Annotated in this window: 12 protein-coding genes and 1 pseudogene; 11 read left to right on the forward strand and 2 right to left on the reverse strand. The window is 69.9% G+C overall.

Going from position 1 to position 22,573, the window contains the following annotated elements; genetic code table 11:
• Window positions 1–20: 20 nt before the first annotated feature.
• The 6 genes from PSH25_RS33725 to PSH25_RS23545 all read left to right on the forward strand — a co-directional run bounded on the left by PSH25_RS33725 (window position 21) and on the right by PSH25_RS23545 (window position 4,927).
• The gene (locus PSH25_RS33725; protein ID WP_308193722.1) at window positions 21–1,175 is read left to right on the forward strand and encodes a sensor histidine kinase; all 1,155 of its coding nucleotides are present in this window, start codon (window positions 21–23) and stop codon (window positions 1,173–1,175) included.
• On the forward strand, window positions 1,172–1,777 hold the full coding sequence (locus PSH25_RS23525; protein WP_238661138.1) for a response regulator transcription factor: 606 nt from the start codon (window positions 1,172–1,174) through the stop codon (window positions 1,775–1,777). The genes PSH25_RS33725 and PSH25_RS23525 overlap by 4 nt, the downstream gene beginning before the upstream one ends.
• Before the next feature lie 267 nt (window positions 1,778–2,044).
• Window positions 2,045–2,812, forward strand: a complete 768-nt coding sequence (locus PSH25_RS23530; RefSeq protein ID WP_238661139.1) for a DUF5753 domain-containing protein — start codon at window positions 2,045–2,047, stop codon at window positions 2,810–2,812.
• Window positions 2,809–2,994 (forward strand): DUF397 domain-containing protein, encoded by a 186-nt coding sequence (locus tag PSH25_RS23535; RefSeq protein WP_238661140.1) that lies wholly within the window; start codon window positions 2,809–2,811, stop codon window positions 2,992–2,994. The genes PSH25_RS23530 and PSH25_RS23535 overlap by 4 nt, the downstream gene beginning before the upstream one ends.
• Window positions 2,995–3,147: 153 nt before the next feature.
• On the forward strand, window positions 3,148–4,347 hold the full coding sequence (locus PSH25_RS23540) for a low temperature requirement protein A (RefSeq protein WP_238661141.1): 1,200 nt from the start codon (window positions 3,148–3,150) through the stop codon (window positions 4,345–4,347).
• A gap of 61 nt (window positions 4,348–4,408) precedes the next feature.
• A complete protein-coding gene (locus tag PSH25_RS23545) occupies window positions 4,409–4,927 on the forward strand; it encodes a 2'-5' RNA ligase family protein (RefSeq protein ID WP_238661142.1) in 519 nt (172 codons plus the stop codon).
• A gap of 23 nt (window positions 4,928–4,950) precedes the next feature.
• Here PSH25_RS23545 and PSH25_RS23550 read toward each other — a convergent pair whose 3' ends face one another.
• Together PSH25_RS23550 and PSH25_RS23555 are read right to left on the reverse strand one after the other, a co-directional pair.
• The gene (locus PSH25_RS23550) at window positions 4,951–5,598 is read right to left on the reverse strand and encodes a UCP032817 domain-containing protein (RefSeq protein ID WP_238661143.1); all 648 of its coding nucleotides are present in this window, start codon (window positions 5,596–5,598) and stop codon (window positions 4,951–4,953) included.
• Between the two features lie 194 nt (window positions 5,599–5,792).
• Complete coding sequence (locus PSH25_RS23555; protein ID WP_238661144.1) at window positions 5,793–7,763, reverse strand: tachylectin-related carbohydrate-binding protein; 1,971 nt, start codon at window positions 7,761–7,763, stop codon at window positions 5,793–5,795.
• A 716-nt stretch (window positions 7,764–8,479) separates the two neighbouring features.
• Between PSH25_RS23555 and PSH25_RS23560 the strand changes: the two genes are divergently transcribed.
• The 5 genes and pseudogenes from PSH25_RS23560 to PSH25_RS23580 all read left to right on the forward strand — a co-directional run.
• Window positions 8,480–18,343: a DNRLRE domain-containing protein gene (locus tag PSH25_RS23560; RefSeq protein ID WP_238661145.1), complete on the forward strand. Its 9,864-nt coding sequence runs from the start codon at window positions 8,480–8,482 to the stop codon at window positions 18,341–18,343.
• 169 nt (window positions 18,344–18,512) lie between these two features.
• A complete protein-coding gene (locus PSH25_RS23565; RefSeq protein WP_238661146.1) occupies window positions 18,513–18,761 on the forward strand; it encodes a hypothetical protein in 249 nt (82 codons plus the stop codon).
• 216 nt (window positions 18,762–18,977) lie between these two features.
• A complete protein-coding gene (locus PSH25_RS23570) occupies window positions 18,978–21,191 on the forward strand; it encodes a DUF8189 domain-containing protein (RefSeq protein ID WP_238661147.1) in 2,214 nt (737 codons plus the stop codon).
• A 97-nt stretch (window positions 21,192–21,288) separates the two neighbouring features.
• The gene (locus tag PSH25_RS23575; protein ID WP_238661148.1) at window positions 21,289–22,032 is read left to right on the forward strand and encodes an ArsR/SmtB family transcription factor; all 744 of its coding nucleotides are present in this window, start codon (window positions 21,289–21,291) and stop codon (window positions 22,030–22,032) included.
• 72 nt (window positions 22,033–22,104) lie between these two features.
• A pseudogene (locus tag PSH25_RS23580) lies at window positions 22,105–22,573 on the forward strand (cytochrome P450); the annotation flags it as partial.

A 22,573-nucleotide genomic window follows, 5' to 3' on the forward strand; every position in this document is an offset into this window, starting at 1 on the left:
GGCGGTCCTAGGATCGGTGCGTGGCGAGCGAGGCGGTGACTCCCCGGGCGGACCGCCGGCTGCGCCTCGCCCGGCGGGCGACGCTGGTGTCGCTGGCCACCGGTGTCTGGGCGAGCGTCCTACTTCCGGCGGTCGGCCTGACCCGGGAGCCCGACCCGGGCCGGGTGACGCTCGGCGCGGTCGGCATCCTCGCCTTCGTGATCGCCCAGACCGTCGTCCTGTACGCGGCCGTGACGCCGTGGCTCGACCCGCGCTGGCGGCGTCGCGCCGAGCTGAGCCTGGTCGGGGTGGCGGTGCTGACCGTTCCCCTGGTGGGTCCGGTGGCGGCCGGCAGGTGGCCGACGTGGGCCTGGCTCGGTGCGGCGCTGATCGGCATGACGCCGCTGCTGGTGCGGTGGCGGGCCGCGCTGGCGGTGGCGGCCGGCGTCCTGGCCGTGGCGGTCGCGGTGGCCTGGTCGACCGGTGGTTCCGTCCCGCGCCACCTCGCCGTGACCGGTGGCATCGGCGTGGCCGTGGCCGCCGTCAACGGCTTCCAGGTCTGGTTCTGGGACCTGCTCGTGGAGGCCCGGCAGGGCCAGGCCGCCCAGGCCCGGCTGGCCGCCGCCGAGGAGCGGCTGCGCTTCGCCCGCGACGTGCACGACGTGCTGGGGCACCGCCTCACCGTGATCGCGTTGAAGGCCGAACTCGCCGCCCGGCTCGCCCCGGTCGACCCGGAACGGGCCGGGCGGGAAGCCGCCGAGGTGCAACGCCTGGCCGCCTCCGCGCTCACCGAGGTACGGGAGACCGTGCACGGCTACCGGGCCGTCGACCTCGACGAACAGCTCACCGCGGTGGTGGGCGTGCTGCGCTCCTGCGGGGTGCGGTGCACGGTTCACCCACCACCGGCCGACCTGCCGCAGCCCGCCGCCATCGAGCTGGCCGCGGTGCTGCGTGAGGCGAGCACCAACGTGCTGCGGCACAGCCGGGCCGACTGGTGCCGGATCCGCATCGACCGGGAGGATGACGTGGCCAGGATGACGGTGGCCAACGACGGCGCCGACGACCGTGGCCCGGACGCGCACAGCCACGGCCTGCGTGGGCTGGCCGACCGGCTCGCCGCTGCCGGGGGCGAGTTGCGGGTACGCCGGGAGGACGCCATCTTCACCCTCGAAGCCACCGTGCCGGCGCCGTCGTGATCCGGGTCCTGCTCGCCGACGACGAGGACCTGATCCGGGTCGCCGTCGCCGCGCTGCTCGGCCTGGAACCGGACATCGAGGTGGTGGCGCACGCCGCCGACGGTCCGACGGCCGTCACCGTGGCACTGGCGCACCGCCCGGACGTGGCCGTGGTGGACCTGGAGATGCCCGGCCTGGACGGCATCGCGGTAGCCGCCGAGCTGACCCGGGTCCGACCCGACTGCGCCGTGGTCGTGCTGACCGGGCACGGCCGACCCGGGCACCTGCGCCAGGCGTTGACCGCCGGTGCCCGAGGGTTCCTGCCCAAGGGCTCGCCGGGTTGGGCGCTCGCCGACGTGATCCGCCGGGTGCACGCCGGAGGCCGCTACGTCGACCCGTCGCTGGCCGCCGACGCGTTGACCCTGCCTCCGTGCCCGCTGACCCCTCGGGAACTGGAGACGCTGCGGCTGGCCGAGGTCGGTGCCCCGGTCGCCGTGATCGCCCGTCGGGTGCACCTGTCCACCGGCACCGTGCGCAACCACCTCTCCGCCGCCGTGCAGAAGCTCGGCGCCGCCGACCGGGCCGAGGCGGTCCGCACCGCCCGGGACAACGGCTGGCTCTGACCGTCGTGCCGGCTGGTCACCGGACGTCCTCACCTTCCGGGCGCCCGGATGCGCGGCGTCCTCGGGCACGTCGCTCTGCCTCTCGGTCGTTGGAAGGGGCCGCCCGTGAGTGCGCGTTCAGGGGCGGCCCCGGCACGAACACGTCCGCCGGTTTCGGGGTCCCCGCCGGCCGCGCCGTCTGGAACCACCCTGCCGACTGTTGCGATGCAACTACACTGCGTTGCACTATGGCCTCTGGACGTTCGGGATATCCGAGGAGGACACAGGATGAATCACGCCGTCGTGGAAGCCATGACCCAATGTGGTGAGACGGCCGACTCTCTCGCCGCTCAGACCGGGGTCGATCCGAAGACGGCCGCCCGCTGGGCAAACCCCGGACGGATCCCGCAGACGCGGCACCGCGCCCAGGTCGCCGCGATCCTCGGCCGAGAGGTGATCGACCTGTGGCCGGACGTCCTGAAGCGCCGGGAGCCGGCGTGGTTCCGGCCCTGGGCCGACATCGAACGTGAGGCAGTCGCGCTGCGCTGGTACGAGTTGGCCTGGGTGCCGGGTCTCTTGCAGACGGAGGCATATGCACGGGCGACACTGGCTGGAGAATTGCTGTCCAGTCAGGACGTTGATCATCTCGTGCAGGCCCGTGTCGGGCGGCAGGCTGTCCTCCAGCGCGACCAGCCGCCTCTCTTGATCGCAGTGATGGACGAGGCCGTGGTGCGGCGGTCGGCCTACGGAGATCGGGATCTCATGCGCGACCAGTGCGAGCATCTCATCGCGTGTGCGCAGCTCCCGTCGGTGCAGGTTTACGTCGTGCCGACGATGGTCGGGATGTATCCGGGCCTGGGTGGGCCCTTCATCCTCGCCGAGTTGGAAGGCGGCGGGCGCGTGGCACACATCGACGGTCAGGCGCAGGCACAAATAACTGAGCAGCAGACAGAAATTGCTACCCTTGACCGACGATGGGAACGCATTCGCGGCGAAGCTCTCTCTCGCGGACAGTCCCTAGACCTGCTCAGGGAAGCGGCATCATCATGGACGTGACCGGTGCGCAGTGGCGCAAGAGCACCAAGAGCGGCAACAACGGCGGGGCTTGTGTGGAGGTCGCCGACAACCTGCCGGGCGTCGTCCTGGTCCGCGACACGAAGGACCGTGACGGCGGGACGTTGACCTTCCAGCCGGAGGCCTGGCGGGGCTTCGTCGCCTTCGCGCGAGCCCAGCACTGACCCCCACTTGACAGGGCGGGCCCTCGGCTGCCCGGCCGAGGGCCCGTCGCTGACCGAGCCCGCGTCGACCGTCCGGTCACGTCGACACTTCTCCGGCGCTGATCAATAAGGCAGTCAGGCCCTCGTGTCCTCATCTGCTGCAAAGATGGGCAAATGCCCAGGAAGGTCGCGGCGGGTCCGGTCGACCCGGTGCGTTCCAGTGCCGTCGAGCTGTTCTTCGACCTCGTCTTCATCTTCACCCTCGGCCGCCTGTCGGCGACCCTGGTCGAGGAGCCAAGCCTGCTCGCCGACGCGCAAGCAGTGATCTTCCTGCTCGCCTTCTGGTGGATCTGGTACAACACGAACCTGGCCACCGACAGCCTCGACTGCGAACGACCCACGGTGCAGATCCTGATCATCTGCGTGATGCTCGGCAGTCTGCTGATGTCCATCAACGTTCCGGACGCCTTCGGTGACCAGGGCTTCGTCTTCGTGAGCGCGTACCTCGGGATCCACCTCGGCCGTACCCTGGTCATGGCCCTCTACCTGCGCGGCACCCCGGCCTGGCGTCGGCCGGTACGGGGAATCGTCTGGTATCTGCTGTCCGCGACGGTCTGGTTCGCCGGGGCGGCGGCCAGCGGCGGCGAAGCCCGCGTCCTGCTGTGGGCATGCGCGCTGGCCATCGACTACTCGGGGCCGGTCCTGGGTTGGCCGGTACCGTGGCTCGGCCGGGCACGGGCCAACGAGTGGCACCTTTCGGGCGAACACCTGAACGAGCGGTACCGGCAGTTCATCATCCTGGCCCTCGGCGAGACGATTCTGGCCACCGGCAACTTCTACCGGCTGTCGACGCGGAATGTGGCGGACACGACCGCGTTTCTGCTCACCTTCTGGACGGTGGTCTTCCTCTGGTGGACCTACTTCTACCGCACCACGAGCAGCCTTGCCCTGAAGATCGACACCGCCGTGGACCCGTACCGGCTCAACCTGCGGGCGAGCTACACCCACCTGGTGATGGTGGCTGGCATCCTGCTCACCGGCATCGGCGGCGAACTGATGCTGAAGGAGCCCGACGCGCAGCGGTCGGCCGGCAACGTCGTGGCGATCCTGGTCGGACCGCTGACCTTCCTCGTCGGGCGGATAATCTTCGAGATCTGGGTGTTCGGTCGCCTGACCAGGCACTGCCTCGCGGCCGTGGTGGCGTGTCTGATCCTGAGCCCGGTTGCGGCGCGACTCCCGCCGCTGGCGGTGGGCCTGCTGGGCGCGGCCACCATCACCGTCGTCGCCATCTTCGACCTGACCCACCGTGCCCGGATCGCCGGTGAGGTCAACCCGGTGCCGGGCGAGAACGGTCTCCGCCGCCACCCGCTCTGAAAGGTGCCGGCTCGGTCCTGATCGGTGGGGGTGGCGCGGACCGTCCGGCTAGCGTGGGTGCGTGCGTACGGTGGAACTGCTCTGCTCGCCCGGCCTGGAGGTCGCGGTCCGGGCGGTCTGGAGCCGGCTGGCGGCCGCCGGGTTGCCGAGCCTGGCCCGCAACATCCATCCGACCAACCGGCCGCACCTCACCCTCGCCGCCGTCGACGAGTTCCCACCCGGAGCCGAGCACCGCCTGGTCGAGTTGTTCGACGCCGCGCTGCCGGTGCCGGTGACGCTCGACCGGGTCGTCGTCCTCGACGGCAGTGCTCCACTCGTCTGGCTCGTCCGACCCACCCCGGCGCTGACCGCGCTGCACGCCGCCGTCTGGGACGTTCTCGCCGAGGCCGACGGACACCGTCCGTGGCACGCGCCCGACGTGTGGGTTCCGCACCTGAGCCTGGCCCTGCGGTTCCGCAACGCGGACCTGCGGCTGGCTCGTGCCGTCGCCGGCGGGCAGCGCCCGACCGGCGACTTCGACGCCGCCCGCAGCTACGACGGCACGGACCGGTCGGTGACCCCGTTGGCCGGGCGCGGCTGAGGTCTCACGCGTCGTCCGGAGCCTCAGTTGCTGCCCCCGCCGCCGCCCCCGTCGCCGCCTCCGCCATCGCCCCCGCCGCTGAACTCGCCGCCACCACTGCCACCCGCACCGCCGGCGTAGCCGTGACGGCCGTCGTTGAAGGGCAGGTCGCCACGAATGCCGGGTGTTCTGGGTCGCTTGCCCGGCCCGGCGAGGTGTTGCAGGCAGACCCGGCCGGAAACCGGGAAGCACTCGCCACGGCCTCCGCAGTCGGCCAGGTAGCGGTTGCCATCGTGGACGCGGAGTTCCTGGTCCACCCGGAACAGCAGGGGAAGGCCGGTCGGGCCACAACCCTCGTCCCGCCGGCCGTGGCTCAGCGTGGTGAGCAGGAGTGGGCGTCGATCGGCGTCGGTCGTGTCGCCGCCTGTCGCAGACCTCGGCTGGGGGTGCGGGAGGCGCCCGAACGCGGCGTCGCAGAAGGTGGCGTAGTCCTGCGCATGCAGGGTCAGCTCCTGCCACAGATCGTCCACGACCACCGACGGCATCGACAGCTTCGTGTTGGGCTGGCGGGCGATGATCCGGAACCACTGCCGGGTCGCGGTCTCGACGAGGACGAGGTCGTCGTCGCTGAGATGGGGATGCCGATTTCGTAGATGTTGACGTCCGCTGGCAGGAAACCGCAGGTCGGACACGGCGCGGAGTCGGCGAGGGGTGCGGTCGCTTCTGAACTTCGTCCAGATCATGCGTTGCTTCTATCCGCCCGGCGTGCAGGCGCTAAGGCCCCGACTTGCCGAAGTGGCGCCGCGGCTCCTTCAGGGTAGGGCCGTAGGCAAGCCGATGCGGCCGTCGGGGCGTGTCGCCCCGACGGCCGCCGGCCCGATCCTGGTCAGCTGTCGCGCGGCTGCGGGATCTCCCGCCGGGTGAACGAGACGCCGGTGGATGCGGCGTTCCGGGTGGTGAGCGAGGCGGCCGACTCGTCCATGTCGTAGAGCCGGACGGAACCGTTGGCGGTGCGGCTCACGAACCCGAGCCGAGTGCCGCTGGAGTTCTGGAAGACGAATGCCGTCGGGTCGGTCGGATAGGTCTCGTCCGCAACGGTCGCCACGGCCCAGTTGCCCCAGGCGGTGGAGCCCGCGGCGGTCTGCCGACTGTGGTGGATGGTGTCGTCGACCGTACGGGTGAAGACCGAGATGCGGCCGGTGTTGGGGCTCAGGACGGCGGCCGGGGAGCCCACCGGAGTGATACCGCTGTCTCCGACCGCGATCCAGGTGCCGGGCCAGGTGCCGTCGGTGTTCTGCAACTGGCTCTTGACCACTCCGTCGCTGTGTCGGGCGAACACCATCAGGCGACGGCCGGGCAGTGTCACCACGCTCGGCGTGTCCACGAAGCCGGCGTCACCCAGCCCCGCCCAGGCGGAGGTCAGCGCGCCGCCCTTGTACGTGGCCGCCTGCAGGGTGCCGGCCGCGTTGGCCACCAGGAGGGTGGCCGTGCCGTCCGTGCCCGGCACGACGACCGGCGTACCGGTCAGGCCGGTGCCGCCGAGCGGCGTCCAGGGAAGCAGATCTCCGGCGGTGCCGTCCTGTCGGCGGTGCCACAGGCCGCCCTCGGCGTCCAGGGCGAAGACCGCGCGCGTGTCGTCGGAGAGCCGGACAGCGGTTGGCTCCGAGCGCATCGCCCCACCGAGGGCGAGCCACGGGTTCCAGTCCGGCATGGCCGGCGTCTTCTGGGTCAAAGAACCCACGTTGCTGGTGGTCTCGTGGGCGACGATGCTGACCCGGTTCTGAGCGTCCGAGACCAGGGAGGGCTTGCCGGTGTACGCCTCCGTGCCGGGCACCGGTGACCACTGGATCGAAGACAGCGAGTCCGGGTTCGCGCGCCCGTGCCGCAGTTGGCCGATGTTGTCGCTGTAGGCGATCTCCAGGCTGCCCAGCGCGGTGCCGGCGGCCGGGGCCTGCACGACCGCCAACGGGGCGTTCTGCTGCACCGGGGTCGCCGGGAGCGCGGGGCTGGTGATCGCCCCCTGCCGGCAGGTGTTGGTGGTGGTGAAGACGTTCGGGAAGCCGGCCCAGCCCGTGCCGATCGGGTCGGCGGTCAGCGCCCAGGACAGGTTGTCCTCGCGGTAGCGGTACTGGAGCAGGTCGCCGTCGGCCTGGATGCCGAAGAGCGAGTCTCCGCCGGCGGAGAAGAGCCCCTTGGTGAACCCCTGCCAGCCGCTCGAACCAACCAGGCGGTCACGGAGGAGCCACCGCTGGCTCGCCGGGTCGAACCGGTGCCGGTAGAGCCTGCCGTCGGCCGCTCGGGCGTAGAGGACGCCGGGGGCGCCGGCCACGATCAGGTTGTACCGGTCCCAGCCGGTGTCGATGACGCGCGCGTTGATGGTCCACGTCCGCGTCGGCTCGTCGAACCGGTACCAGCGCAGCTTGCCCTGGGCGTCGACGGCGTAGAAGTCGCCGATCTGGTCCACAGTGATCTTGTCACGGAAGCTGGCGGTCGCGTAGTTCGTGAAGCTCGTACTGATGATCCAGCTCTGCTTGCCGTCGACGGTTTCCCAGGTGCTGCCCGTCCATCGGTAGCGGTTCAGCCCGGTCGAGTTGATGCCGTAGACCCGGCCGTCCGGCCCACCCAGAAGGCGACCGAAGTTCTGCCAACCGGCGGGGCCGATGGTGGTGGCGGCGGTGAAGGCTCCGCCGTCGCGGCCCGGGGTGCTGTACTGACGGCGGACGAGCGTGCCGGTCGTGGTCGAGTTGAAGAACGCCGCCGCTCCGGTGCAGCTGAAGGCGTCGGTCGCCGCTTGTGCTGGAGACGCCGGCAGTGGTGCCACGAGGCCGGCGGCGCCGATGAGCGCCGCGGCGGTCAACGCAAGCGATCGACGCCGAGAAAGCGTCCGTGGTGCGGATTCTTTGGTCAACTGGGACACGTTTGTGTCATCCTCCCCCGAGAATAATAAAAACGACCGTAGTGAATTGGTTGGCCTGCGGTTACCGCCACATTCACAACGAATTCACTGTGCGCGGCGAGTGGTTCATCCACCACGGTCGCGGCCCATCATGCACGACCACGGGTCGCCTGCCAAGCGTGGAAGCTCGGTCCGACTCGTAGACTTCGGCAGCGTCCATGATGGACATCCGGAGCCTGGTCGACGCGAGGAGCAAACGGACTTAAGCCTTTAAATGACTCCGGTCTTGACGGAAAGTAATCGCCCCAGGTCGTAGCGCTGATCAGGAAGACCTCCGCCGCTGCGGCTTGACAGCCGATTGGGCGTGCTGCAACCTACAGCGGCATATCGACAAGTAGCAGCACACGGGGGTGTGAAGCTGTGACCGCGAACCTGGCGGCTTTCTGCCGTGCCGAGGCGATACCCGATTTGTTGGGCGACCCGTTCCGACGTGAGTTCCGTCCACCCGATCTGCCTCTTCGTTTCTCCTGAAATTTTCGTCGACCGATGGGTCGACGTGGTTCCGCCGTGCCCGTGAAGGAAACGGCGATCATCCACGGCTCCGCGTGACCGTCGCCGGTCTCGCGGCTCTCGCCTGCCTCTCTCCGCTTCAGCCCGTCCTCGATCCAGGGGTGACCATGTCCTTCAGCATTCGGCGTCTGCCCGACCCGCGCGGTCGGCTGACCGATCTGCGTGGTCGGCTACCCCGGCAACGCTCGGTGTTCGGCTCCGGCACCACCCGGTCCGTCCTGGCGGCCGCCCTGGCCGGCGTGCTGATGCTCAACCTGGGCGGCAGTGGAGTGACCGCGCTGCCCGCGGGCGGTGCTCGGGACCGTGACGGTGTCGCCTCCACCGGTCGAGGTGGCGGCACGAAGCCGACCCAGGCATGGGGTTCGGCGGCGGGCAAGGCACACGTGACGCCCGGACGACCCAACCGGGACCTGCCGAAGTCGCAGCGCGGGCAGTACCCGCTGCACAAGCTCGCCGACAAGCCCGCCCCCGGACGCAACAAGGCGTCGGTGGCGACCGCACCCGTCGACGACACCCGCGGCTTCGACAAGCGGACCAGCCGGGAACGGCCGGCCGAGCGCGGCGTCAACCAGCGGGTGTTCGACAACGCCGACGGCACCCAGACCACCGAGTTCTCCTCCGCCCCGGTCAACTACCGCAAGCCGGACGGCACCTGGGCGCCCATCGACCACACTCTGGTGCCGGCCGCCGACGGGTGGGGGACCGCCGCCGACTCGGTCGGTCTGCACCTCGCCGGCAACGGCGCTGCGGGCCAGGTGGCCCGGCTGAGCTTCGACGGTGAGACCGAGTTCGGCTTCGGTCTGGCCGAGGCGACCAACGCACCGGGCCGGGCGGACGGGAACGCCGTCACCTACCCCGGCGTACGCCCCGACGTCGACCTGCGCCTGGAGCCCCGGGCCGGTGGCGTGAAGGAGACCCTGGTCCTGCGCTCGGCCAAGGCGCCCACCTCGTACGTGTTCCCGCTGAGCCTGCGCAACCTCACCGCGAAGCTGGTGGACGGTCAGGTCGCCCTCAGCGACCGCGACGGGCATCAGCGCGGGGTCATCCCGCCGGGTTACATGGTGGACGCCGGCTCGGGCACCGATGGCCCCGCCACCTCCACCAAGGTCGCCTACGAGCTGGTCACCACGGGTGGGCAGACGGCGCTGAAGGTCACCCCCGACCGGGCCTGGCTGACCGACCCGGCCCGGCGGTACCCGGTGGAGGTAGACCCGACGGTCGGCCCGCCGGTCGACGCGGTCAAGGCCGACAGCAGCATGTACGTGCACGGAGACAGCTCCACGTCCGGCAGCAGCGAGCTGCTCGTCGGCCGCTCCGGTGGGTCCAACGCGGCGGCCTACCTCAAGTTCGGCGACCTGGTCAGCCGACTCCAGAACCACACCATCCACGGCGCGGCGCTCTCTGCGGTCAACTTCGACGCGGCCTCCTGCAAGGCACGCGCGGTCACCGTCCACCCGGTCACCGGGTCGTGGTCGGCCGGCACCGGCTACTCGTACCCCGGGCCAGCGGTGGGTGGCTCGCTGGTCAGCCGCTCGTTCGCCCACGGGTACGTCGCCCTCGGCCAGTCCCAGTCGGCCTGCCCGGCGGCGGGGGAGATGTTCGACCTCGGTGCCGCCGGCCGCAATCTGGTGCAGCGCTGGGTCAACGGCCAGCAGGCCAACAACGGTCTCTCGCTGCGCGCGTCCACCACCGACACCTCGGCGTGGAAGAAGTTCGCCGGTACCGGCACCGCCAACCCCCCGGCGCTCTACGTCACGCACAGCCCGTACAACGCCGGGTACGCGATCCCGAAGCCCACCCCCGAGCCGCCCGTCCTGCGTAACCAGGACGGCAAGGTGAAGGTGACCGTCACCAACCTCGGCGCCGAGGCGTGGACGCCGGCCAACTACTACCTCGCGTACCGGGTCTACAACGCGCAGACCGGCGCCGCGGTGACCCAGCAGCGGGCGGCGAACCTGCCCACCACCCTGGCCCGTGGCGCGAAGGTCACCCTCGACGCGACCGTCAAGCGGTTGGAGCCCGGCTCCTACTTCCTCGACTTCACCATGGTGCGGACCGGCGGCGTGGTCTTCACCGACCACCAGGTGCCACCCGGTCGGATCGTGCTCCAGGTGTTCGACGTTCCGCCGGTGGTGCAGGAGCTCTACCCGGAAAACGGCTACCAGGCTCCGACGCTCACCCCGTTGCTCTGGGCCCGGGCCGTGGACACCGACGCCGCACCCGGTGCCACCCTGTCGTTCAAGTTCGAGATCTGCGACCGCACCGACGCCGGCGCGGCGACCAACTGCACCAACTCCGGCTACCAGGCCAGGCAGTCCTGGGTGGTGCCCGCCGGCCGGATGGTCTGGGGCAAGAGCTACCTGTGGCGGTCCTTCGTCAAGGACAGCGCCAACGAGGTCATCTCGCCGTACTCGACGATGATCAGCTCGGTGCCACAACCGGACCTGCTGTCCCGGATCGCCACCTCACCCAACGCCGAGCAGGGCCGCGAGTTCGACGCTCAGACCGGCAACTTCGCCACCTCAGCGGTGGACGCCACGGTGGTGACCGTCGGTCCGGAGCTGAACCTGGTCCGCACCTACAACAGCCTCGACCCGCGGACGACCGGCGTCTTCGGCGCCGGCTGGTCCAGCCGGTACGACATGACACTGGTCCCGGACAACGACGGCACCGGCAACGTGGTGGTCCGCTACCCGGACGGCCAGGAGGTGCGGTTCGGCAAGAACCCGGACGGCACGTACGCGCCGCCGCCGGGCCGTGTCGCGAAACTCACCGTCGACAGCAGCAACTGGAAGCTGGTCGACCGCTCCGGCAGCACCTACCAGTTCTCCCTGCTCAACAAACTCCAGAAGATCACCGACAACTCCGGGCACTCGGTCAACCTGACCTTCGACCCGATGACCGGCAAGCTCGCCAAGGCCCAGGTCTCCAACAGCCAGACCAACACGGCCGGCCGTTCGCTGACCTTCACGTGGAACGGCAACCACATCGCCACGGTCAGCACCGACCAGGTCAACGGCGCGAGGCTGACCTGGAACTACACCTACAACGGTGACCTGCTGACGAAGGTCTGCGGCCCGGAGTCCGCCTGCACCAACTACGACTACACGGTCGGTTCGCACTACCGCACCGCCGTTCTCGACGCCAAGCCCGACTCGTACTACCACCTCGGCGAGGCCGAGGGCACCGGCGCGGCCAGCGACGTGGCGATCAACCTCGGCAAGGACGCCGGCACGTACCGCAACAACGTCACCCTGGGCCAGCCCGGCGTGCTGGAGGGCACCAACGGCACCGCCGCCGCCTTCAACGGCACCTCGGCGTACCTCGAACTGCCCAAGGGCCTGGTGAAGAAGAGCCGCGACGTCTCCGTCGAGCTGTGGTTCAAGATCGGCCTGACCCAGACCGGTGGCCCGCTCATCGGTTACCAGGACAAGGCCGTCGGCACCGCCGCCACCAGCGGCGTTCCGCTGCTCTACACCGGCACCGACGGCAAACTGCGCGGCCAGTTCGCCACCGGCACGATCGCACCGATCACCTCGGGCAGGACCGTCAACGACAACACGTGGCACCACGTGGTGCTCTCCGCGATGGCCAACACCCAGACCATGTACCTCGACGGGGTCAAGGTCGGTGACCTGGCCGGGCAGCCGATCGAGCACTCGCTGCTGACGTTCAACCAGGTCGGCCTCGCGTCGGCGACCACACCGAACTCCTGGCCGGCCTGGGGCGGCACCGCCCAGCGCAACTTCGCCGGCACGATCGACGAGGTCGCCGTCTACTCCCACCCGATCGGCCCGGACACGGCCAAGGCCCACTTCCAGCACGCCAAGCCGGCCGCCCAGCAGCTGACCCGGGTCACCCTGCCCAGCGGCCGGGTCGCCACCGAGGTCGAGTACGACACGGCCACGGACCGGGTCAAGGAGTACACCGACGACAACGGCGGCACCTGGAAGGTGGGCCAGCCCACCGTCTACGGCGGCGACACCGACCTGCGGCGCAGCGTCCAGGTCCTCGACCCGGCCAACCGCCCCTACCTGTACGAGTACGACGCGCTCGCCGGTCGGCTGCTGCGCTCGGGCACCCCACTCGGGCTGGAGACCCGCGAGGAGGACCGACCCGGGCAGACCAGCCCGACGCCGGCCCCGCCGCCGACCGAGGTCTGCACCCAGCCCGACCCGAACGACCCGGCCTTCTGCACGGTGATCCCCGGCGACTCCGGTGGGCCGGTCTTCGTGCGGCACCCGTTGGACGGTATGGCCATCCGCTCGTTCTCCTACAACGAGGACGGCCAGCAGAGCAAGGTCACCAATGAGAACGGTGACACGGTGGAGATGACGTACGACAGCAAGGGTCGTCTCGCCACCCGCAAGAGCTGCCGTACGTCCACCCAGTGCTTCACGAACTACTACACCTACTCGACCACCATCACCGACCAGTTCGACCCGCGCGTCGACCTGGCGGTGGAGCAGCGTGACGGCCGCTCCAGCGGACCGACCGACAACAACTACCGGACCACCTTCTCGTACCACTACACCGGTCAGCTCCTCAGCCAGGGCAACCCCGACGGCAGCACGGTCAACCACACCTACACCACGGGCGCGGAAGCCGGCATCAACGGCATCCCTCCGTCCGGGTTGCTGGCCACCAGCTCCGACGGGCGCGCCAAGGTGACCCGCTACGCGTACTACACCAACGGTGACCTGTACAAGGTGACCGAGCCGTCCGGGCTGGTGACCGAGTACACCTACGACGCGCTCGGCCGACGGATCACCGAGAAGGTCGTCTCCGACACCTATCCCGCGGGTGTCACCACCACGATCACCTACGACGGACACTCGCGGGTCGCCACCGTCACCGGCCCGGTCACCACCGACGCCGTCACCGGCAAGCAGCACCAGAGCCGGACGGTCAACGAGTACGACGCCGACGGCAACCCCACCAAGGTCACCGTCTCCGACCTGCTCGGTGGGGATCCCGAGCGGGTCACCAGCACCGACTACGACGACGAGGGCCGGCCGGTCCGGGTCGTCGACCCCGAGGGCAACGAGACCAGCTACGGGTACGACCGGTTCGGCAACAAGACGACCATGACCGACGCCAACGGCAACCGCTACGACTGGGCGTACACCGCGCAGAACAAGGTGGCCGAGGTGCGGCTGCGGGACTGGCGCAGTGACCCGGCCGGTAGCCCGGGCACCGGCACCGGCGACTACCTGGTCCTGCACTCCTACTCGTACGACTTCGCCGGGCGGCTGGCCAGCGACACCGACGCCATGGGCCGGCGACTGGAGTACAAGTACTACCGCGACGATCTGCTGGAGAAGATCACCCTCAAGGACTTCCGCAACCCTGACGGCTCCAAGCGGGACTACGTCGTGGAGCAGAACACCTACGACGGTGCCGGCAACGTGACCCGCAAGGTCGGCGCCAACGGCACCCAGATCACCGACCACACGCCGGACAAGACCGGCAAGGTGAAGAGCACCGTGCTGGACCCGACCGGGGTGCGCCGCACCAACACCTTCACCTACGACCTCAACGGCAACGTCACCCAGACCGTCCGGACCGGCAACCCGTCGAACCTGAACTGGGAGGTGCTGGCCACCTCCGAGGTCGTCGACTACACCTACGACGACGCCGGCAACGTGCTCACCGAGAAGGTCACCGCCGGCAGCGAGACCAGGGTGACCAGCTACACGTACGACCGTCGCGGTCTGCGTACCTCGGTCACCGACCCGCGCGGCAACGTCAGCGGCGCCGACAAGGCGAAGTACACAAGCACCTTCCGCTACGACGAGTTGGGCCGTCAGGTCGGGCAGAGCGGCCCGACCGTCCTCGCCGAGAGCGACGGCAACCCGGCCGTACCCACCAACCCGGCCAGCACGGTCGGCTACAACACCTTCAGTGAGCAGGTCGCGGTCAAGGACCCACTCGGACGGGTCTCCACCTCCGAGTACGACAAGCTCGGCCGGGTCGTGCGCAGCCTCGCGCCGACGTACCAGGCACCCGGCGTCTCCCAGCCGGTCACTCCCGAGCACAAGCGCCGCTACGACGCCCTGGGCAACGTGCTGGAGGAGACCGACCCGGCGGGCACCACCAGCTACACCTACGACCAGCTCAACCGACTGACCGTCCGGGACGAACCGTCGAAGACCAACGACGACCGGGCGCTCACCCGCTACACCTACACCCGCACCGGTGAGGTCCTCTCGGTCACCGGCCCGACCGGTGCCCGGGTCGAGTCGACCTACGACGACCTCGACCGGCAGGTCACCCAGACCGTCGTCGAGCGTCGGCCGACCACCCGCAACCTGGTCAGCAAGCTCGCCTACGACGACGCGGGCAACCTGACCTCGTCGTCGTCCCCGACCGGGGCGACCACGGTCAACACCTTCAACGGGGCCGGCGACATCACCCGCAGCACCGCGCCGACCGGCGAGGCCACGATCTTCGGCTACGACTTCGCCGGCCGCCAGGTCCGGGTCTCCGACGGCCTCGGCCGCACCACCCGCGTCGGGTATGACCAGTTCGGCAACCGGGTCAGCACCCTCAACCTCAAGGCCGACGGCACGGTCCTGCGCACCCAGACCTACGGCTACGACGTGGCCGGCAACATGACCTCGTCGAAGGACCCCTACAACACCATCACCACCTACGAGTACGACGCGGCGGACCAGCTCGTCAAGCAGGTCGAGCCGACCGACACGGACCCGATCACCACCACGTTCGGGTACGACGCCGCCGGTAACCGCACCCGCTACAGCGACGGCCGCAACAACTCCACCATCTACACGTACAACACTCTGGGTCTGCCGGAGTCGGCGATCGAGCCGGCCACGGCGACCCACCCGGCCGCCGCGGACCGCACGTGGACCGTCGCGTACGACGCCGACGGCAACGCGGTGCGACTCAGCGCCCCGGGTGGGGTGAGCCGCACGCGGACCTACGACGCGGCCGGTCGACTGACCGTGGAGACCGGTTCCGGGGGTGACACGCCGACCGCGACCCGGACCTTGGACTACGACCAGGACGGCCGGTTGACCAGTGTCAACGCCCCCGGTGGCAGCAACACGTACAGCTGGAACGACCGGGGTGGGCTGCTGTCCACCGCCGGCCCGTCCGGCACGGCGAGCTTCGACTACAACGACGACGGCCGGGTGACCAGCCGCACCGACCTGACCGGCACGGCCACCTTCGGCTACATCAAGGGTCGCCTCGACACGCTCACCGACAGCATCACCGGCCAGCAGCAGAAGCTTGACTACGACGCCGCCGGTGACGTCAAGACCGTCGACTACGGCGCCGGCCGCGTCCGCACCTTCGGCTACGACGACTACGGGCGGGTCGCCAGCGACGTGCTGCGCAACGCGGGTGGTCAGACGGTGGCCTCGGTCACCTACGGCTTCGACCTGAACGGCCACCTCACCAGCAAGAACACCACCGGCACCGCCGGCGCCGGCGCGAACACCTACGGGTACGACAAGGCCGGCCGGCTGATCTCCTGGACCAGCCCGGCCGGGACCGTCACGTACGCCTGGGACGCCAGCGGCAACCGGGTTCGGGCCGGGTCCAAGACCGCGACCTTCGACGAGCGCAACCGGCTGCTCTCCGACGGCGACTACACCTACGCGTACACCCCGCGGGGCACCCTGCGGACCCGCACCAGCTCCGGACTGGCCGAGCAGTTCTCGTTCGACGCCTTCGACCGGCTCACCGGGGCACAGGACCAGACCTACACCTACGACGGCCTGGACCGGGTCGCCTCCCGGACCGGCAACTCCTTCGTCTACGCCGGCCTGGGCGACGAGGTGGTGCACGACGGGTACGAGTACTACGGCCGCGGCCCGAACGACGAACTGCTCGCCACCGCCCAGGCCGCCAACAAGCGACTGTCGCTTACCGACGCCCACGGTGACGTGGTGGCGGCCATCGACCCGGCCGACACCCAACTGTCCACCCTGAACGACTCCACCGCGTACGACCCGTTCGGCAAGAAGGTGACCAGCACCGGCAGCACCGGCCGGCTCGGCTTCCAGGGGGACTGGACCGACCCGGACACCGGGCAGGTCGACATGGGCGCCCGCTGGTACCAGCCCGGCACCGGCACGTTCACCTCGCGGGACAGCGTCAACTACACCTCCGGCGACTCGATCCTGGCCAACCGCTACACCTACGGTGCTGGCGCCCCGCTGGACTTCGACGACCCGGACGGCCACTGGCCGCGTTGGGTGAAGCGGGCCGCGAGCGCGGTGAGCAACACCGTCTCCAACGTGGTCAGTGGCGCGACCACGGCGTTCAACTACGCCCGGAACTTCGTGTCCACCGCCGTTCACTACGCCTGGTCCGGCATCAAGGCGGTCGGCCGGGTGATCTCCGACGGCGCGAAGTGGATCGCAAACAAGGCCGTGAACGCGGTCAAGATCGTTGGCAGTGCGCTCCGGAGCGGGTACAACCAGTTGGCTCGCGCCGCCGACTGGGCGAAACAACAGGCCAAGGTCGTCGCCCAACGCATCTACCAGGCGAAGGTCGCGGTGACCGCCGCCGCGAAGTCGGCCATCAAACAGGCGGTCAAGTTCACCAAGCTGCCGGTGATCCAGGCCCTGACGAAGCCGCTCATCGCGCTCGGCAAGGTGGTCTCCACCGGCTTCAAGATGGCGGCGAGCGTCGTCGCGGTCACCACGATGGCCATCCAGGACCCACAGAAGTTCAAACAGAACCTCTGGCTGGCTGCCGCACAGAAGTTGGCGCCGCTCGTCGAGGGCGCCGAGAAGATGTGGGACAAGGCGACCCAGTTCGTCGACGAGCACGCCGCCGAGATCGCCGGCTTCGCCGTCGGTGCCGTCGTCGGCCTGGGCTGCGGCGCGGCCATCGGCTGGACCGGTGTCGGTGCGGTGGCGTGCGGGGCGCTCGCCGGGGCGGTCGGCTCGGCGGTCACCGGCTACATGGACGGCAAGCGTGGCTGGGACCTCGCCGGCGCCACCGCCATGGGCGGCCTCACCGGTGCCCTCGGTGGCGCGCTCGGCTCCATCGGTGGCCAGGCGCTGGGTGCGGGCATCCGCGGGTTGAGCGGCGGTCTGCGGTCGGCTGGCAGCAAGGCGCTGAACGCGGGCATGGGCGAGGCCCGCAGTATTGGTCGGGGCCTGCTCGGTAAGTGCTCCAGTAACAGCTTCACCGGCGAGACCCGGGTGCTGATGGCGGACGGCAGCTCCAAGCGGATCGACCAGGTGCAGGTCGGCGACATGGTTCTCGCAACCGATCCCACCACCGGACGTACCGAGAAGCGTGCGGTTACGGCGCTCATCGTCGGCGCGGGCAGCAAGGATCTCGTCGAGATCGCTGTCGACACTGACAGCAAGACGGGCGATCGAACGGCGAAGCTGACCGCTACGGGTGGTCACCCGTTCTGGGTTGCCAATCAGGGCCGTTGGGTCGAGGCAAAGGATCTGGTGAGCGGCTCGGTCTTCGAGACGGCTGACCACCGGCCAGCTTCTGTGGTTTTCACTCGAAAGTGGACCGAACGGCAGCAGGTCTACAACCTGACCGTCGACGGGCTCCACACGTACTACGTGGTTGCAGTCGACCTACCGGTCCTGGTGCACAACTGCGGCGACTTCATCGGACCCTTGGACCACGTGGCTCTCGGGCGGCGTGACTTCGGGCTGAAGGACTTTGCCGATCAGGTGGGGGCCCGGCATCTATTGGGTGCGCGTAGTGCTACGTGGCGTGATGAAGTGACTGCCGCGATTGGCCGTGCCTCGCGTGGTGAAGGGGAGATTTCCTTCATGCTCGACGGCCTTCCAGGCGGCAACGGCGGTGTCGGCAAGGCTCTTGCGAACGCACGCGCCACAAAGGAGGGGTTGCGGCTTGACACGCAGTGGGAACTGCTTGAGGTTGACGCCGCGGGCATGATGGACAAGGTTAACTTCTTCCGATATAACCGTCGGTTCGGTGATTGGAGGAAGGTTGGCTGAGCAGCGGCTTGTACGAGGAGATTTGCCCCTGCGAATCGAAGGGCTTGTGAAACCGTGGTCGATAGCGGTGGGCCACAGCAGGTTGCACATTCGAGGCCTCGTTGGCGACCCTGAGGTCGACGACCTCCGGGTCCTAGATCTGGTGTTCCACGACGTATCGCGCACATGTGTGTCAGACGTGTATCGGGATTTTGATCTTCGAAGGGCAACGCCCGAGCAGAAGGCCGCCGAGGAGGCACGTCTGGGGAGGGCGTGGCCCGATCTGACGATGTTCCTCCTCCGGCACGATCGGGCCACCGATTATGTCGTCGCTGGTCGCGTCTATTGGGCTGAAGTCGGTATCTCGCCGGCTGAACCATCGCCGTTGCTGCAGGAACGCGAGGATACCGGGATTCCTGACCGGATCTTCTTTGCCTGAAGTGGAGGTCGTCGTGGCCGATCTGTCATCAAATTTGTTTGATTAGAGATGAGGATGAGGATTTTGTTCCATCGGATCCGAGAATGGCTGCGACCCGAGAAGTTGATCGCGTCGTCACTCGTTGCGCTTCTGTCCGCCGGACTGATCGCCGGTGCGCCAACCGCAGTCAGCGCTGACGCCGCCGGCAGGGGTGGTGACTTCGTCCCGATCGACAGCGTGACCCTCCTGGACACCCGGGACGGCACCGGCGGCACCACCGGTGTTCGGGGCGCCAAGTCCGTCACCACGTTCACCGCCGTCGGCATCGGTGGTATCCCGAGCAGCGGGGTCAGCGCGCTGATGGTCGATGTGACGGCGATCTACCCGACCGCCAACACGTTCCTGTCCATCTACTCGGACCTGACGGACCCGAAGGCTTCGGCCATGAACGCCTCGATCGGTGAGGTCATGACCAACTCGGCGGTGGTCCAGCCCGGTACGAACGGCAAACTCGCGGTGCGCAACGCGGGCGGCGACGTCCACATCAGAGTTGATGTGGTGGGTTACTTCACCACCGCCACCGGTGGCACCGGTTCGGGCTTCGTGCCGGTGAACCACGCCCGGGTGGTCGACAGCCGGACCGGGCAGGGGATCACCGCCGGCATGATGCCCACCCGTGGGACGCGTACCGCCAACATTTCCGGTGGTGGGCTGGTGCCCAGTTCCGCGACGGCGGTCATGCTGGACGTCGTGGTGATCGGTGCGACGAGTAACGGCTGGTTGACCGTGGGGTCGAGCGCGGTCGCGGAGACCGGTATCGACTACGCCAAGGGCGCCACCTCGATGGGGATGGTCGTCAAGTTGACCCCCGGCGGTGGCGGCTCCGTGGTGTTGGAGAATCGCGGGCCGGCCGTGCACGTCGCCATCACCGTCCAGGGCTACTGGACCGGCAGCCCGACCACCGGCGCCGGCCTGCGCCCGGTGCCGGCGACCACCCTGTACGACAGCCGTTTCCCCACTGGCGCCCAGCCGGTGCCCGCCAACGGCACCGTCGATGTCGCGGTCGCAGGCACCAACGGCCTGCCGACCCGTGGCATCGCCGCCGCTGTCCTCAATGTGCACGCGGTCGCCCCCACGGTCGACGGGTTCTTCACCGTTACGCCGCTGGGCAGCGCCGCGAACACCGCGTCGACGACCAACTTCCCCGCCGCGCACGTCGCCCGGTCCAGCCTCGTGGTGACCAAGCTGGGCACCGAGGGGAAGGTCCGGATCAAGAACGCCAGCAGTGGGACCGTGCACGTCGTGGTCGACCTGCAGGGCTGGTACGCCGACCCGATGCCGTTCCTGCCAGTGGCGTCCTTCTCTCGCTCGGCGGCATTGCAGGGAGAGCCGAGCGGAGGCAGCGCGCTCGGGACCATCGTGTACGCGCACACCGACAACATCGGTCAGGTGCGGGTCGTCCACCAGCAGAACCCCGACGACTTCAGCAGCGTCCAGCACATCCCGCTGTTCGGCGCGGAAGCCTTCACCGGGCAACCCGCGCTCAACGTGTTGGGCGCCAGCAAGCAGACGCAGATCAGTGCCCTGCACACCACGGGTACGGTCTGGGCCGGCGCCCAGACGGCGGCGAACGCCGCGACCTGGGCGACCACCGGCAACCTCGGCGCGACCATGGCGGCCCCGCCGGTCGCGGTCACCCTCGCCGACGGCACGAGCGTGATCTTCGGCGTGGACGTCGACGGCCGCCTCTGGCACTACCGCCAGACCGGGACGACCGCGTCGTGGAAGAGCCTGGGTGACGTCGACCTCGCCGGTGGCCTCGCCACTGTCGCGCTCGGCACCGGGGTCCAGTTGGTCGCCACCACCAGCACCGGCACCATCAAGACGGCGGTCTACTCGACCGATGGCGCCCTCACCGGGTGGACCGACCTGGGCGGGAACGTGACCGGCGTGCCGGCTGCCTTCCTCATCCAGGGCCCGCGCACCGCCGTGGTGGCGCGTGCGGCCGACGGTTCGCTGCTGTTGAAGAAGCAGGAACTGGGTGGGGCCTGGCCGAGCACCTGGCAGACGGTGGGCACGTTCACCGCGGCCGGGTCGCCGGCCGCGATCATCGACCCGGCTCTTGGTCGGATCGTCGTCGTCGCCCGCGGCGCCGACAACGAGATGTACCGGGTGTACGAGACCGAACAGGGCTCGGGCACCTTTGGTGAGTGGCTGCGCCTGTACGAGAACCCTGGCGACCCGACCGCCGCCACCGCCGCCACCGATCCCACCGTCGCGCCGATCCAGAACTCCGGCGGGACCGGGTTCGTGGTGGTCTACCGCAACCGGAACAACACCACCATCGCGCTGGACCGGCGGTTTGCCGCCCCCGGAGGGATGGCGGCAGCGAAGGTGACCCCGTCGGCGGTCAGCTTCGCCGCGCACCTCATCCCGACGCCGCCGGCCTGATTCTCAGCACCACCAGCCCCGGGGGCCTCCGTCCACGTGACGCAGGCCCCCCGGTCGCTGTTCACCGGCTCGGCGCCTGCCTTTCTAGACTGGGGCGATGAGCGTTGGCACCGACGGCCGGGGAATGGCCGAGCTGGCGGCCCTGCTGGCCGACGGCACCCGCGCCGGAATGTGCCTGGCGCTGCTCGACGGGCGGGCGTGGACCGCCGGTGAGCTGGCCCGGCGTGCCGGGGTCGCCCCGTCGACGGCCAGCGACCACCTCACCCGGCTCGTCCGCGGAGGGCTCCTCGTCGAGGAACGGCAGGGCCGGCACCGCTACCTGCGGCTGGCCGGGCCGTCGGTGGCCCAGCTGATCGAGGACCTGGCCGGGCACGCCCCGGCCACGCCCACACCAACCGGGTCGCTGCGTGCGACGACCGCCACCGCCTCCCTGGCGTACGCCCGGACCTGCTACGACCACCTCGCCGGGCGGCTCGGAGTGCTGATGTACGACGCGCTGCTCGGCGAGCGTCGACTCGACCGGTCCAGCGGGCTGGCGCTGACGCCCGACGGGTGGGCCTGGGCGGCCGGGTTGGGCGTACCCGTGGACGTGCTGCGCGCCGCCCGCCGCCCGGTGGTCCGCGACTGCCTGGACTGGACCGAACGCCGCCCACACCTGGCCGGAGCACTCGGCGCGGCGCTCTGCCGCCGCTTCACCGACCTGGGCTGGCTCAGCCGGGGCGCCGGCCGCGCCGTCCGTCTCACTCCCACCGGCCGCCCTGGCCTGGCCGTGGCCCTGGCCGTCCCCGAACACACCCTCGACCCGCCGGCAGCCCCGCCGCCCACCAGCGGCCGCGCCTGACCGGCGGCCCGCAGGTCACTGCGGCGGGATCGTTCGGTGCGGGGCGAAAGGTTCCGGCCCTACGGTCGGGCGGTGACTGACAACTGGCCGCACATCGCGCCCGCCCCGGGAACACCGGCGTGTGGGCCGCCCTCATTCGAACCGGAGCGCGGTTGGTGGGTGACCCGGCACGCCGACGTGCGGGCGGCACTCACCGACCCGGCGTTCCAGGTGCCGGCCGTCGAGACCGGTCCGCCCGGCACCCTCGCCTGGCTGCGCGCCACCGTCAGCCGGTTCAGTTCACCGCGGCGGCACGCCGACCGTCGGGCGGTCGCGGTGAGCGCGTTGGCCTCGCTGGACCCGGGCGACCTGCGACACGATGCGGCGCGGCTGACCATGGACGTCCTCGACCGCGCCGGCGACCGCGTCGACGTGATGCGGGAACTGGCCCGGCCGGTACCGCTGCAGGCGTTGGCCGATCGCCTCGGCTTCGCGGATCCGGCAGCCGCCGGGACGGCGGTCGCGGTCGTCGCGGCGGCGTACCACCCGGGGGTGGACCCGG

It is taken from the genome of Micromonospora foliorum (genome assembly GCF_022229015.1).
In the GTDB taxonomy this organism is placed as follows: domain Bacteria; phylum Actinomycetota; class Actinomycetes; order Mycobacteriales; family Micromonosporaceae; genus Micromonospora; species Micromonospora foliorum.

Coding starts and splice junctions, on each gene's coding strand:
- PSH25_RS23575 (WP_238661148.1), top strand. CDS start 21,289: ATGAGCGTTGGCACCGACGGCCGGGGAATGGCCGAGCTGGCGGCCCTG.
- PSH25_RS23530 (WP_238661139.1), top strand. CDS start 2,045: ATGAATCACGCCGTCGTGGAAGCCATGACCCAATGTGGTGAGACGGCC.
- PSH25_RS23540 (WP_238661141.1), top strand. CDS start 3,148: ATGCCCAGGAAGGTCGCGGCGGGTCCGGTCGACCCGGTGCGTTCCAGT.
- PSH25_RS23560 (WP_238661145.1), top strand. CDS start 8,480: ATGTCCTTCAGCATTCGGCGTCTGCCCGACCCGCGCGGTCGGCTGACC.